The 15,346-nt window shown below is 40.4% G+C and carries 14 protein-coding genes; 11 read left to right on the forward strand and 3 right to left on the reverse strand.

What is annotated here, in order from left to right:
• Positions 1-175: 175 nt before the first annotated feature.
• From QR40_RS10830 to QR40_RS10870, 10 genes are all read left to right on the forward strand, one after another.
• Positions 176-1,219, forward strand: a complete 1,044-nt coding sequence (locus QR40_RS10830; RefSeq protein ID WP_044294877.1) for an NAD(P)-dependent alcohol dehydrogenase — start codon at positions 176-178, stop codon at positions 1,217-1,219.
• 228 nt (positions 1,220-1,447) lie between these two features.
• Positions 1,448-2,590, forward strand: a complete 1,143-nt coding sequence (locus tag QR40_RS10835) for an aldo/keto reductase (protein WP_027292894.1) — start codon at positions 1,448-1,450, stop codon at positions 2,588-2,590.
• A gap of 474 nt (positions 2,591-3,064) precedes the next feature.
• Entirely contained in the window at positions 3,065-3,979 is a 915-nt protein-coding gene (locus QR40_RS10840; protein ID WP_044294883.1) for a helix-turn-helix transcriptional regulator, read from the forward strand.
• 3 nt (positions 3,980-3,982) lie between these two features.
• Positions 3,983-4,576, forward strand: coding sequence for a uracil-DNA glycosylase family protein (locus QR40_RS10845; protein ID WP_044294885.1), 594 nt, complete (start codon positions 3,983-3,985; stop codon positions 4,574-4,576).
• A 309-nt stretch (positions 4,577-4,885) separates the two neighbouring features.
• The gene (locus QR40_RS10850) at positions 4,886-6,154 is read left to right on the forward strand and encodes an alkaline ceramidase (RefSeq protein ID WP_242858483.1); all 1,269 of its coding nucleotides are present in this window, start codon (positions 4,886-4,888) and stop codon (positions 6,152-6,154) included.
• Positions 6,155-6,253: 99 nt separating this feature from the next.
• Positions 6,254-6,484: a DUF6783 domain-containing protein gene (locus tag QR40_RS33640; RefSeq protein WP_081998860.1), complete on the forward strand. Its 231-nt coding sequence runs from the start codon at positions 6,254-6,256 to the stop codon at positions 6,482-6,484.
• Positions 6,485-6,489: 5 nt separating this feature from the next.
• Entirely contained in the window at positions 6,490-7,155 is a 666-nt protein-coding gene (locus QR40_RS10855) for a response regulator transcription factor (RefSeq protein WP_044294890.1), read from the forward strand.
• Positions 7,152-8,150 carry a sensor histidine kinase gene (locus QR40_RS10860; RefSeq protein WP_044294892.1) on the forward strand — a complete coding sequence of 333 codons (999 nt, stop codon included), beginning with the start codon at positions 7,152-7,154 and terminating at the stop codon, positions 8,148-8,150. Before QR40_RS10855 ends, QR40_RS10860 begins: the two co-directional genes overlap by 4 nt.
• Positions 8,151-8,241: 91 nt before the next feature.
• A complete protein-coding gene (locus QR40_RS10865; protein WP_027292900.1) occupies positions 8,242-9,009 on the forward strand; it encodes an ABC transporter ATP-binding protein in 768 nt (255 codons plus the stop codon).
• Complete coding sequence (locus QR40_RS10870; protein ID WP_044294894.1) at positions 8,999-11,017, forward strand: ABC transporter permease; 2,019 nt, start codon at positions 8,999-9,001, stop codon at positions 11,015-11,017. Before QR40_RS10865 ends, QR40_RS10870 begins: the two co-directional genes overlap by 11 nt.
• Positions 11,018-11,197: 180 nt before the next feature.
• Here the strand turns inward: QR40_RS10870 and QR40_RS10875 are convergent, their stop codons facing one another.
• From QR40_RS10875 to QR40_RS10885, 3 genes are all read right to left on the reverse strand, one after another.
• Positions 11,198-11,692, reverse strand: a complete 495-nt coding sequence (locus QR40_RS10875) for a DUF2798 domain-containing protein (protein ID WP_044294896.1) — start codon at positions 11,690-11,692, stop codon at positions 11,198-11,200.
• Positions 11,693-11,865: 173 nt separating this feature from the next.
• Positions 11,866-13,197 carry an MATE family efflux transporter gene (locus QR40_RS10880; protein ID WP_044294898.1) on the reverse strand — a complete coding sequence of 444 codons (1,332 nt, stop codon included), beginning with the start codon at positions 13,195-13,197 and terminating at the stop codon, positions 11,866-11,868.
• Between the two features lie 74 nt (positions 13,198-13,271).
• Entirely contained in the window at positions 13,272-14,093 is an 822-nt protein-coding gene (locus QR40_RS10885) for a MerR family transcriptional regulator (RefSeq protein WP_242858485.1), read from the reverse strand.
• Positions 14,094-14,429: 336 nt separating this feature from the next.
• Between QR40_RS10885 and licT the strand changes: the two genes are divergently transcribed.
• Positions 14,430-15,275 carry a BglG family transcription antiterminator LicT gene (gene licT / locus QR40_RS10890; RefSeq protein WP_044294902.1) on the forward strand — a complete coding sequence of 282 codons (846 nt, stop codon included), beginning with the start codon at positions 14,430-14,432 and terminating at the stop codon, positions 15,273-15,275.
• Positions 15,276-15,346: the final 71 nt, after the last annotated feature.

A 15,346-nucleotide genomic window follows, 5' to 3' on the forward strand; every position in this document is an offset into this window, starting at 1 on the left:
TTAATAAACATGGCCAGCAGATTAAACATATAGTATCTATATTACTTTTTTGTAAATCAAACAATACTTAATTAAATTTAGTAAATTAGTATATATGTAAAAAAATACATTCACATCCTGCAAATAGGTATTTATGTAAAGAAATACTATCACATCCAGAAAGAAGGGGTTTAAAATGGAAGGAACAATGAAAGTAGCAGTTATGACCGGTCCGTTACAAATGGAATGGGAGGAAAGACCTATTCCTCAGCCGAAAAGGGGAGAACTGCAGATTAAGTTAGAATATGTGGGCGTATGCGGGTCGGATCTGCATTTTTACTCTGAAGGAAGGCTTGCGAACTGGGTACCTGATGGACCATTGGTTTTAGGACATGAACCAGGAGGAGTAGTAACTGCAATAGGGGAAGGGGTTACCGGATTTATGGTGGGAGACCGGGTTGCATTAGAACCGGGGGTTCCCTGCGGTCATTGCGAAGACTGCCTGAAGGGACATTATAATCTATGCAAAGAAGTAAAATTTATGGCTATACCTAAAGAAAAAGACGGAGTCTTTTCCGAATATTGTACACATTCTGCAAGCATGACCTTTAAACTGCCTGACCATGTATCAACATTAGAAGGAGCGCTGATGGAACCGCTGGCGGTTGGAATGCACGCCTGTGGACTTTCCAATGCAAAGCTGGGTGAGACAGCGGTAGTACTGGGTGCAGGCTGTATTGGATTGGTTACACTGATGTCTTTAAAAGCCAGGGGGGTCAGTGAAATTTATGTAGCGGATATTCTGGATAAACGTCTGTCTAAAGCAAAAGAACTTGGGGCGTCCAGAGTATTTAACAGCAAGACAGAAAATATCGAAGAGTTCGTAAAGACTCTTCCAGGCGGAGGGGTGGATCAGGTATATGAATGTGCCGGAAACAGGATTACAACCCTTCAAACATGCCGTTTGATTAAAAGAGCGGGGAAAGTAACCTTAGTAGGTGTGTCTCCGGAACCTGTGCTGGAACTGGATATTGCCACTTTAAATGCAATGGAAGGCACCATTTATTCAGTATATCGTTACCGGAATCTTTATCCCGCTGCAATTAGCGCAGTGAGCAATGGACTCATACCTCTAAAAGCGATTGTATCCCATACATATGACTTTAAAGACGTTATAAAAGGTGTTGATTATAATCTGAATCACAAAGACGATGTGATAAAAGCAGTGATAAAAATGTAACAAACAGCAGGTGAGATCATTCGATCTTATCTGCTGTTTTATATCTTGAGAACCATATCCGGTAAGTCGCTTTGTAGACTTATGTTAGAACACCACATAATAATCACCAGTGCAAAATTTAAAATTAATCAACAGAACTGCCTATATAAATGATATGAAAAAGCTCGTTTTTATGCTATACTGGACTTAAAATAAAAATACGGTAATACAGGAAAGTGAGGTTAAAAAATGCAATACAGAACTTTGGGAAAAACAGGTCTTCGTGTCAGTGAAATTGGTCTGGGTGCAGAATGGTTAGAGCGGCATACGTTAGAAGAAATTAAGGAAGTTATCAAGCGATGTGAAGAGAGCGGTATCAATATTTTAGACTGCTGGATGGCGGAACCAAATGTACGTTCCAATATAGGAACCGCGATCAAAGGCCATCGTGACAACTGGATTATTCAAGGACATCTGGGCTCTACGTGGCAGGACGGCCAATATCTCAGAACACGGGATATGGCAAAAGTAAAAGAAGCTTTTCAGGATTTACTGATCAGACTTGACACAAGTTATATTGATCTGGGAATGATCCATTTTGTAGATGAAACGGCTGAGTTTCATCAAATTGTACAAGGTGAGTTTATGGAGTATGTCAGGGAACTGCGGGATCAGGGCGTCATACACCATATTGGGTTGAGCACTCACAATCCGGATGTTGCAAAACTTGCTGCATTACAAGGCGAAATTGAGATGATATTATTTAGTATCAATCCCGCATTTGATATGCTCCCCGCCACAGAGGATATGACACAGTATTTCAGTGAGTCATATGCAGATGAATTAGGAGGAATAGCTCCCGAGCGTGCAGAGTTATATCAGATCTGTGAGCGTGAAAATGTTGGCATCAATGTCATGAAAGGTTATGCGGGAGGAAGGCTGTTTTCGGCAGAAGCTTCACCTTTTGGTGTAGCACTTACACCGGTCCAGTGTCTGCATTATGCATTAACCAGACCGGCTGTAGCCAGTGTACTCGTTGGATATGATACTACTGACCACGTAGACCAGGCAGTAGCTTATGAGACAGCTTCAGAAGAAGAAAAAGACTATGCAACCGTTCTTGCAGGGGCACCAAGCCATGCATATTCCGGACAATGTACCTATTGCGGTCACTGTTTGCCATGTCCTAGCGGCATTGATATCGCAATGGTACATAAGCTTTATGATTTAGCTGAAATGCAAAAAGAACTTCCGGATACCATAAAAGCTCACTATTTCGGTTTATCTGCAAATGCAGAGGACTGTATTGCCTGTGGCGGTTGTGAAGAACGATGTCCATTTGGTGTTCCGGTTATCAAACATATGGAAGAGGCAAAATTATTATTTCATTAAATTGATGCTGTCTAATATTTGGGTTTAGATGAGAAAGGACGCCAGGCTGTACGCTGTCGGCAGTTATTTCAGATGTTGAGATGGATATTAATTTATTTGAATTTTTTTAAGAACTACGTTTCAAAAGAACAGCTTACAATTACAGATTGTGATGCTGTTCTTTTTTGATATGTATGGAAAGTTTGAATCCTCATCACAGTACGATTAACCATAACTCCCGGGTTCCACCATTCTGATAAAGATAAATACAGTTTTGTATCGGAAAATGAGTATTGGAAAGATGAGGTGTGGAGTAATTGCATGGACGTCTGAAGCGTAGATCAGAACTGCGACTTCCAAGGTGATTTTAGAATAATAATATCAAATCACTTTTCGAAGGAAAAATTTGCAAAAAGTTTACAGTAAATATTGACACACATCGTCAGGGTTTTCATGATATGATAGAACTTATCTATAACGAAAGAGGTGAATTGGATGTCCGAGGGCCGTTTATTTAAAATTATCTATTATCTTTTAGAGAAAGGGCGGGCAACTGCTCCGGAACTTGCCGAAAAGTATGAAGTGTCCATTCGGACTATTTACCGGGATGTGGACATGCTCAGCAGTGCCGGAATACCTGTTTATGTCACAAAAGGCAGAAAGGGCGGCATTCAGTTGATGGATCATTTTGTCCTGAATAAATCTATTTTATCTGATAGGGAAAAACAGGAAATTCTGATGGGACTGCAAAGCCTTTGTGCAATACAATATCAGGACGCGGAAGATATTCTGACAAAAATGGGTGCTGTTTTCCAGACGGCTCAGACAAAATGGATCGAGGCAGATTTCTCACGTTGGGGAATTTCCAGAGAAAATGAACAAAAAATATTTAGTATTTTAAAACAGTCTATTTTGGAAAGCAGAGTTCTTTCATTTACTTATTATGCTTCCTCCGGCGAACACCTGCAAAGAGAAGCCGAGCCATTGAAACTAGTCTATAAAGATAAAGCCTGGTATATTTATGCATTTTGCCGCTATCGGTTAGAGAAGAGGCTTTTTCGGGTTTCCAGAATGAAGAAAATCACACTTACAAAAGAGCAGTTCTGCAGGAAGATTGGAACCGATGATCCGGTATTCCCCAAGTCGGCAGTTATGGGGCAGGTTATGGAAATAGAATTGCATTTTCCGGATGAAATGGCTTACCGTATCTATGATATTTTTGATGATCAGGATATTACAAAGCTTAAAAGCGGATATAAGGTGACGGCCGCCGTGCCGGAGACCCAATGGCTGTATGAGTTTATTATGTCTTTCGGGGACAAAGTGGATATCGTATCACCGAGACAGTTAAGAGAAAACATCATAAAGCGCTGTGCAAATGCATTACAGCATCACAGGAAGGAGCTATAATACATGAATATAAAAAATGAATTGGAACGTTTGCCGGGTAAAAGTGTAAATATGCAGTTTAGTAATGCTGATATTCAGCCTGAAAAAATAAGGGCGATTATGATTAATGAAGTGGTTCCTGCCGATCCCGGACAGGATTTTTATGGCGGTGGGATAACCGCTTATTTGGAAACGGCAATCCCCTTATTCCAGAAGGCAGGTGCTGATGTACACAACATAGACGATATTGTTGATTTGGGGGTTTATATCACCAATGCAGTGAAAATCCCAAAATCAGAATACGCAGTCAGCCGGGAAGATATCGAAAAAAGCCTTCCGTTTCTGGAAAAAGAACTATCATTCTTTCCTAATGTAAAAGTAATTATGCTTATGGGGGATGTTGCAAAAAAAGCATTCAATCTAATAAGTAAAAAGGAGACAGGGAAAAATGCAATTCCTGCTATCTCCACTTATAAAATGCGAAATAGTGAATTCTTCTACAAAGGGATCCGTTTAATGCCATCCTATATCATGACCGGACAGAATATTTTGATAGAAAAGTCTAAATTTCAGATGGCAGCAGAAGATATTGGAAACATGATTCAAATGATTCGGTAATAATTTAATATAAATAAAGCCATTTGAACAGGATCACAGCGAAACGAAAAAACTCTTTCCTCAAAAAAATAGGATAATAAACATTATAAAGCAGGCTTGGAATGATAAAAAACATTACCTAAATATTCTGTGTATTGCACATCAACGTTTCTTAACGGTATAATAAAAATCAATTGGTAATGTGCTGAAGAATACTAAAATTAATAGATACAGTACGAAAGAATCAGTACAAAAAAATCATATATTATCCAAAAACATAATACTAAAAGCATAGAAAGACACGAGGTATCCAAAATGCACACCATAAAAATGGGCTTTTCACAAAAAAACATCACCCCTTCAAATTCGATTCAAACCGTTGGATTTGGACGAACGGATGAATGGTCAAAAGGTATTTTACAGCCACTGTATGCACAGATCACTATCTGGGAATCAGATAACGGAATATGCTGCCTTGCCGCGATCGACCATATCGGTTTTTCAAAACAGCATGCCGACTTTTTGCGGGATGAAATTGGGAATCTATTATCTGTTTCCAGAGAAAAGGTAATGCTTTGCTTTTCCCATACGCATGCAGCTCCTAACGATAGCAGTGCTCCGGAATATTTTAAATTCCTCTGCAAACAGGTAAAATCCGGAGTATCAGAGGCAATCCGGGATTTGACACCTGTATATGCTGCCTGGGGCAACGCTTATACGGACATTGGTGTGAACCGACGCAGCAGTTGTGAGGCATTAGACAGAAGAATTGGTATTTTAAAAATCTGTGATGCAAAAGAAGGGGCATTGAAATTAATTCTTCTTCGCCTTACCGTTCACAATAATGTGCTGAAAGCTGATAATTATCTGATTTCACCGGACTTTTTCGGAACTGTCCGGGATGAATTACAGTCCCAATACGGGTGCCCGGTCATGGTAACTCAGGGTGCTTCCGGAAATGTGGCGCCAAAGTATTTTAAATCAAAGATTCTGCCTCCGGATGCCAATGACAGCCGATTTATCCGCTCTGATGCGGCATTAAACGAGATGGCGCAGACTGTGCTTCAGGAAACAGAACCGGTCATAGCATCTCTCATTCCCAGGAATTTGGAATCTATCTCCATGTATTCCGAAAAAATCACTCTTTTTTCAGATGTTCCATCCTATGACCGGGCACTTGCAATTGCAAAAGAAGCAGCAAAAGCCTGTGGCATAGATGGAACAGCATGGCTTATGGAAGTAGAGCGTCTTTTACAAAACCAGATTACTGTACAGGAGGAGGAAATAGAAGTTCAGTATTTTTTCCTGGACACATTTTGCCTTTGTGGTGTGGCGAATGAAATTATGTGTGAATTTGCACTGCGAGTTTCCGAAATGCTTCTAAATGAGTACTTCTATTTTGGCGGATATACCAATGGGTGCACCGGCTATTTCCCAACGGAAGAAGAATTCGATAAGGGCGGTTATGAAGTTTATTGGTCCATGCTTTTTTATTTTAGGTACCATGGCCGTGTCTTTCCGCTGCAGCGGAACTCCGCAGCAGAATTAATCCGATTTATTGCTGATAATGCCAGAGGTATAAAATTCCCATTGTCATAAAGTTTTCATTATGATACTATCATTACAGAAGAGTAGTATTCCATAAAGCTTGAATTACCGATAAATACTTATATCTCAAACTTTTTGGAGAGCTGCGAAATGCATCAGGATTTCGCAGCGAATGCCCGCGTGCCGCAAAAAAATACTAGAGCGTGTTTGAAAATTCATTCCTGCCATCTGTACGCCCCACTTTGCGGCAGATTTGCCCCGAATTCAGGTTACGTAGCCCGCTACGCGCCCTTCATCCGGGACAAATCTCCCACAAACTGTGACGCACAGCTGCCAGAAAGCAATTTTAAAAAACGCTCTAGAGCATGTGATAGGAGCTAATACATATGAAATTGTTATTAATAGAAGATGACCGGATCCTGTGCCGGGAGCTTGCGCGGGAACTGGGCAGCAATGGGTATGAAGTTAAACTGGCAGATGATTATGACCGGATAGAGGATTTAGTGAAAAAAGGTGATTTTAAGCTTATACTGCTGGATATATCCCTTCCTGGCAGGGATGGCTATGAAATCTGCAGAAGCATCCGCCATTTTTCAAAAATCCCTATTATGTTTCTGACCAGCAGGGATTCTGACATGGATGAGTTGTACGGGATGACTCTTGGAGGAGACGACTTTATCCGCAAACCTTACAATATGCCGATCCTGCTGGCACGCATTGCGGCATTGCTCCGCAGAAGCGGTTTTGGGTTATCTGAGGACCGCAGGCTGCTCTGGGAGGATTTTACCCTGTGGCCGTCCAAAGGGAAGCTGTGCAGAGGGGAGCGCGAAATTATCCTCACCAGGCAGGAAACCCTCCTTTTGTCGTATCTGTTTTCCCATCCACAGGAAATTGTTAAAAGAGTGGATTTGATAGAGGAACTCTGGGATAATCAGGTGTATATAGATGACAATACCTTAAGCGTCCATATGACGCGGCTCAGAAGTAAGTTAAAAGAGCTGGATGCCGGTGATCTCATCCAGACACGATACGGTCAGGGGTATCAGCTTTGAACGGGCGGTTATACTGGCAGCAGCGTCTGACCTATATTCTGATTCAGCTGATCGGTCTGTCTGGTGCATGTATCTACTTAAGAGCGTTGAAGCGGGGATGGTGGCAGATTTTGCCGCTGTTTTTTGTATGTCTGGCGGTGATTTTCTGTTATAATCTGCTGCGTTACCGGAAACAGCGGGCATATTTTCGTAAAATGGCAGTTTTGGTTGACCAGCTGGATGAAAAGTACCTCTTCCCCCAGATATGGAAAGATGCGAAATCCTATGAAGAAACGGGTTATCTGTGCCTGCTTCGGGAATGTACAAAATCTATGCTGGAGCAGATAGAGCTTAGTAGGCGTGAGGGCAGGGATTATCAGGAATGGCTGGAAACTTATGTTCATGATATGAAGCAGCCCATCTCCGCTATTAAATTAATTGCAGAACGGATGCGGACCGAAGACAGCAGGGATATTCTGTTGGAGTTGGAAACCATGAACCACCATTTAGAACAGGTTCTCTACTATGGGAGAAGCGAAAGTCCCCATACCGATTTTATATTTAAAAAGGTGAATTTCCTGGATGTTTTAAATGAGTGTTTATCCATGAATAAGCAAATGTTGATTCAAAACCGGGTGCGGATAGAAATCCCGGAGTTTTTTCCGGAAGTATATGGAGACGAGAAAGGTATTTTATTTTTACTGAACCAGCTGGTATATAATGCCGCTGTTTATCGGAGAGACCAGGATCCGGTCATTCAGTTTACTTATAGCATTCAAATGGATATTCTGCATTTTTTCATACGGGATAATGGATGCGGCATTACAGCGGAAGATTTACCGAGAGTTTTCGAAAAAGGTTTCACCGGAAAGAATGGCAGAAAAAATCTGTGTTCTACCGGAATGGGGCTCTATCTCTGTAAAAAGCATGCAGAGGATATGGGCATTGGATTAAGCATAAAGTCAGAGGAAAATATCTATACGGAAGTCTGCATGGCATTACCTTTGCGCCTGTAGAGACAATTCTTACGAAAAGGAAAGATTTCTGTAAGAAAATATGCTATGTTCCAAAGTGCACAGGCGGTATGCTATATCTGAGGTGATAAACATGAAAACTTTATTAAAAATAGAACATATCTCTAAATATTATGGAGAAAATGCAAATGTAACAAAGGCTCTGAATGATGTGGACTTTTCGGTCGAAGGAGGAGAATTTGTGGGAATTATGGGTGCCAGCGGTTCCGGGAAAACAACGCTGCTTCAGTGTGTTTCTACTTTGGATGATCCCTCCGCAGGGAAAATATTTTTAAGGGATCGGGAGATCACACAGCTGACGGAACAGGAGATTGCACGTTTCCGGAGTGAGCATCTGGGATTTGTCTTTCAGGAATATAATCTGCTCGATACCCTTACCCTGGGAGAAAATATTGAACTGGCTCTTACCATACGCAAACTGCCCCAGGAGGAAATAACGCCAAAGGTAAATGCCATTGCGGAAAAGCTGGGCATTCGTAGTGAACTTCATAAATTTCCATACGAAGTATCCGGAGGGCAGAAACAGCGCTGTGCCTGTGCAAGAGCGCTGGTGAATGAACCGGACCTGCTGCTTGCCGATGAACCTACCGGCGCACTGGACTCCGCATCCAGTGCCATGCTCTTGGATGCTATGAAGGATCTGAATAAATCTCTTGGGATTACAATTCTAATGGTTACCCATGACGCTTTTACCGCCAGCCACTGCAGCCGGATCCTGTTTCTGCGTGACGGCAAAATCTTTACGGAAATGCTCAGAGGAAATAAAGACAGAAAGAAGTTCTTCCAGGAAATCCTGGATGTGATGTCCATGTTAGGCGGTGATGTTGCTCATGTACGCTAAACTTGCCTTGCGTAATGTAAAAAGAAGCCTGGGTGATTATGCCGTTTATGTTCTTACACTTATTTTAAGCATTACGTTAATATTCGCATACAATTCCCTGCTGTTTTCCGATGCAATAGCTTCATTTAACAAACTGATGGGGCAAATGATGAGTATCCTGTTATGCGTAACGATAATGGTTGTACTAATTCTGGGGTGGCTGATTTCCTACATAACCCGTTTTATTTTTGAACAGCGCAGCCGGGAATTTGCCTGCTATATGACAATGGGAATGGAACGCAGAACCATGAGCCGTCTTTTTCTGACGGAACAGCTGATAATCGGTATTTCCACTCTGTTTGTTGGAATTGTATTGGGTAATTTCTTTTATCTTGTTTTAAGCCAGGTGATTTTCCGGATGTTTGATAAGAGTTATTATATGGATTTATCGTTTCAATTACCGGCTGTTGGCTTGACCGTTCTCTGCTTTTTTATTATGTTTGCCCTTTCACTGCTGCGTCAGAACAAAATCTTAAAGAAGATTCGTATTAAAGAACTGATGCATTATGAAAGGAAAAATGAAAAATCCTCTACAAATAAAGGGAAACATATAAAAGCAAAGCTTATTCTCGCAGTTTTGTCAGGTATTTTTGGAATCCTATGCCTTGGTACTGCATTTGTCCAGAAGTTATCCGGCTTTTTCGGAATCTTTTTAATGGTTTCGGGTGTACTCCTGCAAGGCATCAGCCTGCTGCTATTTTACAGGCACCTGTCTGAAAATATTCTGATTCGCTATAAGAAAAATGAAAAACGCCGCCTGCATCATCTTAATATCTTTTTTTACAGACAGCTAACCGGAAGGCTGAAGACGAACGGAAAACAGATGGGCGTCATTTCCATTCTGTTACTTCTGACCCTGCTGGGACTTGGGGGAGCTGCCTTTATGGCAAATTCGTATGAGACTAGTCTGGCAAAATCAGTCCCTTTCGATATAGAGGTTTCCGAACGCTACGGGACTTTGGATATAGAATCCTGCAGAGATTTTGTCAGACAGCGAAGTACGGTAACAACAGAGCATTCTTATCATATCTATCGGTTAAATGACAGTGAAATTATCGCTACGCTTCTGAAAAAGAAACGGTCCGAAGAAAATGAATTTGAAGATTTGGCAGACAGCCAGAATAAAGACCGTGCCATACGGCTTTCTGACTATAATGCACTGCTGAAAATGCTGGGCAGGGAAACAGTTTCTTTGAAAACAGATGAATATTACATTCAGACAGATGAAGAATATTATGCAGGAAAATTTGAAAAAGCACTTCCTACTCTGATAACCGAAGGAAAAGAGTATAAATTGAAGGCTGTTCAGAAGAGTGATTTTGCACAAAATATGATTAATGAAAGCGGTACTAACACGGGTTCTATCTTAGTTTTGCCGGATGAAACACTCAATACACTGACCGGAGAACGGCAGTGCTATTTTGCCATGACAGCAGATCGTGAACAAACGGAATACAAATATGAACTCAGGCAATTTTTAGAGGAAAAGAAAGTAAGTGAAGGTGCCAGTTTTATTGCAGTATACACTTATGCAGGAGAAAAATCAGAACTTCAGGCAATCTATATGATGCTGGCATTTATCTGTTGTTATGCAGCTTTTATCTGTATTTTTATCTGTGCGACGATTCTTGCCGTCCAGCTTCTGAGCAGCAGTAAAAAGTACCGCTACCAGTATGAGCAGCTCCAGCGAATGGGTGCGGGTGACGTGGAAATACGCAGGCTGATTTGGAAACAGACTCTTGTCTATTTTGCAGTTCCAATCATGCTCCCGTTTCTTTTTGTAATTATATATGTAGCGGGGATCAGTTACTTCAGCCCTGTAGTAAGCAAAACACTGCTATTATCATTTGCCGGGGCAAATGGAATCTTCCTGTTTATATATGGCTGTTATTTTATCATCACTTGTCTGCAATACCAGAAAAATGTCTTGCAGCAGCAGAAGAAGCTGCATCTGCGGAATTTATTATAGTATAATACTTTAACCTTCAGTGCTGATCCCTCGAATCATCAATATGAGTGTTTTACGCTGTACAAGGCAGATGCCCGATAGAAACTTGTACAGGGCACATCATCCCCTTGCGTTGTTCCAGCAGGGGATTGTTGGTGCCGGTACCGGCAGTGGTATAAAAAAGATATCATTCACTTTGAATTAACATTCAGGTTCCGTTTGTGGTACGAAATTTTCAAGCTGCTTTTTGAATAAAGACCGGAAAACCAGTCTCACAAGCGGACCTGCAAAGAAAATCTGCCAGCACAGTGCCATTGGAAAGTTCATGGCTGTTGTCTGAAACCAGACTGCAACAATATCTTTGCCGGGATTTTTAAATAGAATGGTTGCTGCCAGACTCATAAGGGGGCACATCAGGCATACGATCATGGAGGAAATTGCCAGCAATATAAAAATCGGGCGGTCTTTTGGGGTTACAATACGAAATGCAAGCATGTGGGACAGTTTTTCGACTGCAAAAAATTCCAGTATAAATGCAAGCGGCCACATAATGACCAGTTCATGAAACGCCAGAAGGAATACCTCGTTTGTCATTCCCCCCCGATTGATTGCTATGTTATAACAGATCATAGCATAGACCATGGCGAAGGCCATGAGAATTGTGAAAATAATATTTTGTGCTTTGGTTTTTGGCATTTTTGAATCTCCTTTTCTAAAAATGGGTGCAAAAATACACGTGTGTTGTTCGTTAATCAGGCGAGCGTAATGCACACATGTATCGTTTCCAATTAAAACCAAAGTATTTTTGTCATATGAATTTTTAACGGAAGTAAGTATAACATACAAATTAGATTTTTGTAAGTATTTTTTTAAATTAATGGAAGTTCAAAAGACTCGTGATGTACTTTTACATCGGCGGGCCCTCTCTTATAGAGCCATGTGCAAAATAGCAGTGCCAGAATCTCAGTAACCGGAAAAGTGAACCATACAAAGAAAAGACCTTTAAAATGAAACAGCCAAGCCAACGGTACCAGAAGAATAATCTGGCGGAGAATCGTAACACTGATACTGGCATTTCCTTTATTGACCCCCTGGAAGTAAACGGTAAACATGATTACAAAGGCAGCCGGAATAAAACTTACAGAGATAATACGAAGTGCTGAACGCCCGATTTCCAAAATCTCTTTGTTATTAGAAAAAATCAGTATCAGCTGTTCTGGCACGGTTATAAATATAATACATCCTGCCAGCATCACGATGCATGAAACAACGATAGAACAGCGAAGCGTCTGCTTCACACGGTCATGATCTTTTGCTCCATAGTTGAAACTGATTATAGGCAGGATTACCTGCTGTAATCCCATAAGAGGAATAAAAAAGAATGTCTGCAATTTATAATAAATTCCCAGCACCGTCACGGCACTTTCCGTAAATTGTTTTAATATCAGATTCAGCCCCACTATATAAAGTGTGTACAGGGATTGCATAATGATCGAAGGAAGTCCTGTTTTATATATTAAAATACAGTTTTGCAGACTTAATTTTCCCTTTAACGAACATTTATGCATTACTGAAATAAGAACAATCATCATGGCACACCATTGTCCAATGACCGTTGCGATGGCAGCCCCCTGTATCCCCATTTCCGGAAACCCCAAACGCCCGAAAATTAAAAGGGGATCTAAAACCACGTTGATAAAGGCTCCGACAATTTGGGCATACATAGGGAGAAGCATATTTCCTTTTGCCTGCAGTATCTTCGTGCAGTTAGCTTCTACAAACATTCCCAGGGAAAAAGCAAAGATAATTTGGCAGTACTGAATTCCCAATTCCCGAACAATAAGCTGATCTGAAGAAAATTGACAATAGGTATTCATGCATAATAATCCTAGTATAGTAAATACCAGAAAGTTAAATAGTCCTAAAAATAATCCGCTCTTAATAATATTATTCTGGTATTTCAAATCACCTGCTCCGTCCATTCTGGATATCAGAATGTTAATGCCGGTTCCGGTACCCGTTGCAATGGCGGTCATCAAAAGCTGGATCGGAAAGATGATCGATAGCGCTGTCAATCCTTCCGCTGAATGCTGTGCTACAAAATAACTGTCCACAATATTGTAGACAGACTGAATCAATAAGGCAAGCATAACCGGTGGGCACAATTTTAATAATATTTTCCATATGGGTGTCTGTTTCATAGTAACTCATCCTCTTTCTTTTTTGCAAAGGATAAAGGATGGAGTAACTACATTGTCAAGTATTTTTTTTTATGTTATTTTTTTACTAAATGGGCTTTTATTTCGCAGTAGTAATCGTCTATGTAATCGAATAACTGCAGCCCCAATTCTTCTGCGTATACTTCGTCTGTTGTGTATCCATTGACATTCATCCATTGTATCAGCGGCTGGAAATCTGCAGTATCCTTTATGATACGCACAATACAGACCGCATAGTATCCCGCGGGCAGCACATAGAGATTTTCGGATTGGACATGTGCATAACCGGAATCCGCAATCTTTAAATATTCCCTGTACTTACATACCCTCCCATCTACCATTTGATCCTGGTCAATGAGATAGCCATATTTTCTCTGAATGGTACTTACATACTGCAGCTCATCTTTGGCGGCTTCCTGCAGATTGGCATGATAAGAACTTACATCTCTTTTCAAAACCCCGGCTATGACAGTTTCTTCATCGAGCCATTTCATCTGCACATCTGCAAGATTTACGCCGGAAGAAATCCGCCGGTTTTCCTGGTCATACCATAGAATATCATCCGCTACCTGCTGGTAATAGGCGCTTAAACGCAATGCTTCATTGCGATAGTCCAATAAAAGCTGTGTTATTTTCGCATTATCATGAAAATTAAGAAGCTGTTTTACTTTTTCCAGAGGTACACTTAATTTACGGCATGTTGTTATAATGTCCAGCTGCCATAAATTCCATCGGGAATAATATCGGTACTGATTCTTTTTATCTGTATAATCCGGTGTCAGTAATCCTATTTTATTGTAGAAATGCAGTGTATCTTTTGAAATTCCGGTAATTTTGCTGACTTCTCCAATCAGATAATATCCTTCTTTCAACTTCATCCTCCTTCAATAATTTATTTTGCCTTTTATTCAGGCTGTAGAATTTTATTATAATACCGCAGAAACTTTGTAATTACAATAAGCAATGACAATTTAACCAAAAATGATAGTGAAAATTTGGAAGAAACAGAGAAACTACATGGAATGAGGCGGATACGATTGACTTCTGATTTGGTCTATGCTATGATTTCTGCAAGTAAAGGATAGTGATTGTGCAGACAAGCTAAACCTGTATGTAGAGATAATTTTGAAAGCCCATGCTTTCATGTTTATTTGTGCATATAGGTTTTTTTATTGCCAAATTACACTTTTGGCATCGTACAGGGGGAAAAGTAAATGAGGATATTTAAAGCTCTGAATAACAATGTGGCGGTCGTGGTAGATGATAAAGATCAGGAAAAAATCGTTATGGGCAGGGGGATCTGCTTTAAGAAAAAAGCAGGAGATGATATTGATCCGGAGATGATTGATAAAATATTCTTTCTATCCGCTAAGGATGCACATAACAAATTCCAGGTACTGATTCAGGATATTCCGATAGAGCATATAGCTATCGGAGAGGAAATTATTTCAGAAGCCAGGGTACGTCTTGGAAAGAAACTTAACGATATGATTTATATTTCCCTCATTGACCATGTACATACTTCTATCCTCCGCTTTCTGGATGGAGTAACTGTAAAAAATGTATTGTTATGGGATATTCGAAGATTTTATAAAGATGAATTTCAAGTTGGGCTCTGGGCTTTGGATCTGATTCAGGAGAAATGTAAAGTGCGGTTACCCGATGATGAAGCCGGTTTTATAGCGCTTCACCTGGCAAATGCCCAGATGGACCAGGAAATCATGCACAATATGTATGAAATTACAAGGATTATGCAGGAAATAGCCAACATCGTCAAATATTTTTATCAAATTGAATTTGATGAAGATGATGTCTATTATTACCGTTTTATCACTCATTTGAAATTTTTTGCAAAACGTCTGATTGACCACAATATTTATGATGAAGAAGACAATGACGATTTGTGGGATGTTATCAAATCGAAATATCAGAATGCTTTTCGCTGTGTAGAAAAAATTACGCAGTTTATTTTAAAGAAATATGAATATCAGCTGTCGAAAGAAGAGCAGATTTATCTGACGATTCATATAGAACGTGTGGTTAATAAGGCAGTAAGTTAATACCGCACATCATGCCATGTATGCCAGGATGGTGACATTTAGTTGGCCAAACCTTCAGAAAATAAAATTAT

Source organism: Robinsoniella peoriensis (genome assembly GCF_000797495.1).
Lineage (GTDB): Bacteria > Bacillota > Clostridia > Lachnospirales > Lachnospiraceae > Robinsoniella > Robinsoniella peoriensis.

What these genes read in the sequence shown, in the direction of transcription:
- QR40_RS10875 (WP_044294896.1), bottom strand. Translation starts at nt 11,692, where the DNA reads ATGCCAAAAACCAAAGCACAAAATATTATTTTCACAATTCTCATGGCC.
- QR40_RS10840 (WP_044294883.1), top strand. Translation starts at nt 3,065, where the DNA reads ATGTCCGAGGGCCGTTTATTTAAAATTATCTATTATCTTTTAGAGAAA.
- QR40_RS10885 (WP_242858485.1), bottom strand. Translation starts at nt 14,093, where the DNA reads ATGAAGTTGAAAGAAGGATATTATCTGATTGGAGAAGTCAGCAAAATT.
- QR40_RS10865 (WP_027292900.1), top strand. Translation starts at nt 8,242, where the DNA reads ATGAAAACTTTATTAAAAATAGAACATATCTCTAAATATTATGGAGAA.
- QR40_RS10845 (WP_044294885.1), top strand. Translation starts at nt 3,983, where the DNA reads ATGAATATAAAAAATGAATTGGAACGTTTGCCGGGTAAAAGTGTAAAT.
- QR40_RS10850 (WP_242858483.1), top strand. Translation starts at nt 4,886, where the DNA reads ATGGGCTTTTCACAAAAAAACATCACCCCTTCAAATTCGATTCAAACC.
- QR40_RS10830 (WP_044294877.1), top strand. Translation starts at nt 176, where the DNA reads ATGGAAGGAACAATGAAAGTAGCAGTTATGACCGGTCCGTTACAAATG.
- QR40_RS10835 (WP_027292894.1), top strand. Translation starts at nt 1,448, where the DNA reads ATGCAATACAGAACTTTGGGAAAAACAGGTCTTCGTGTCAGTGAAATT.
- QR40_RS33640 (WP_081998860.1), top strand. Translation starts at nt 6,254, where the DNA reads ATGCATCAGGATTTCGCAGCGAATGCCCGCGTGCCGCAAAAAAATACT.
- QR40_RS10870 (WP_044294894.1), top strand. Translation starts at nt 8,999, where the DNA reads ATGTACGCTAAACTTGCCTTGCGTAATGTAAAAAGAAGCCTGGGTGAT.
- QR40_RS10855 (WP_044294890.1), top strand. Translation starts at nt 6,490, where the DNA reads ATGAAATTGTTATTAATAGAAGATGACCGGATCCTGTGCCGGGAGCTT.
- QR40_RS10880 (WP_044294898.1), bottom strand. Translation starts at nt 13,197, where the DNA reads ATGAAACAGACACCCATATGGAAAATATTATTAAAATTGTGCCCACCG.
- licT (WP_044294902.1), top strand. Translation starts at nt 14,430, where the DNA reads ATGAGGATATTTAAAGCTCTGAATAACAATGTGGCGGTCGTGGTAGAT.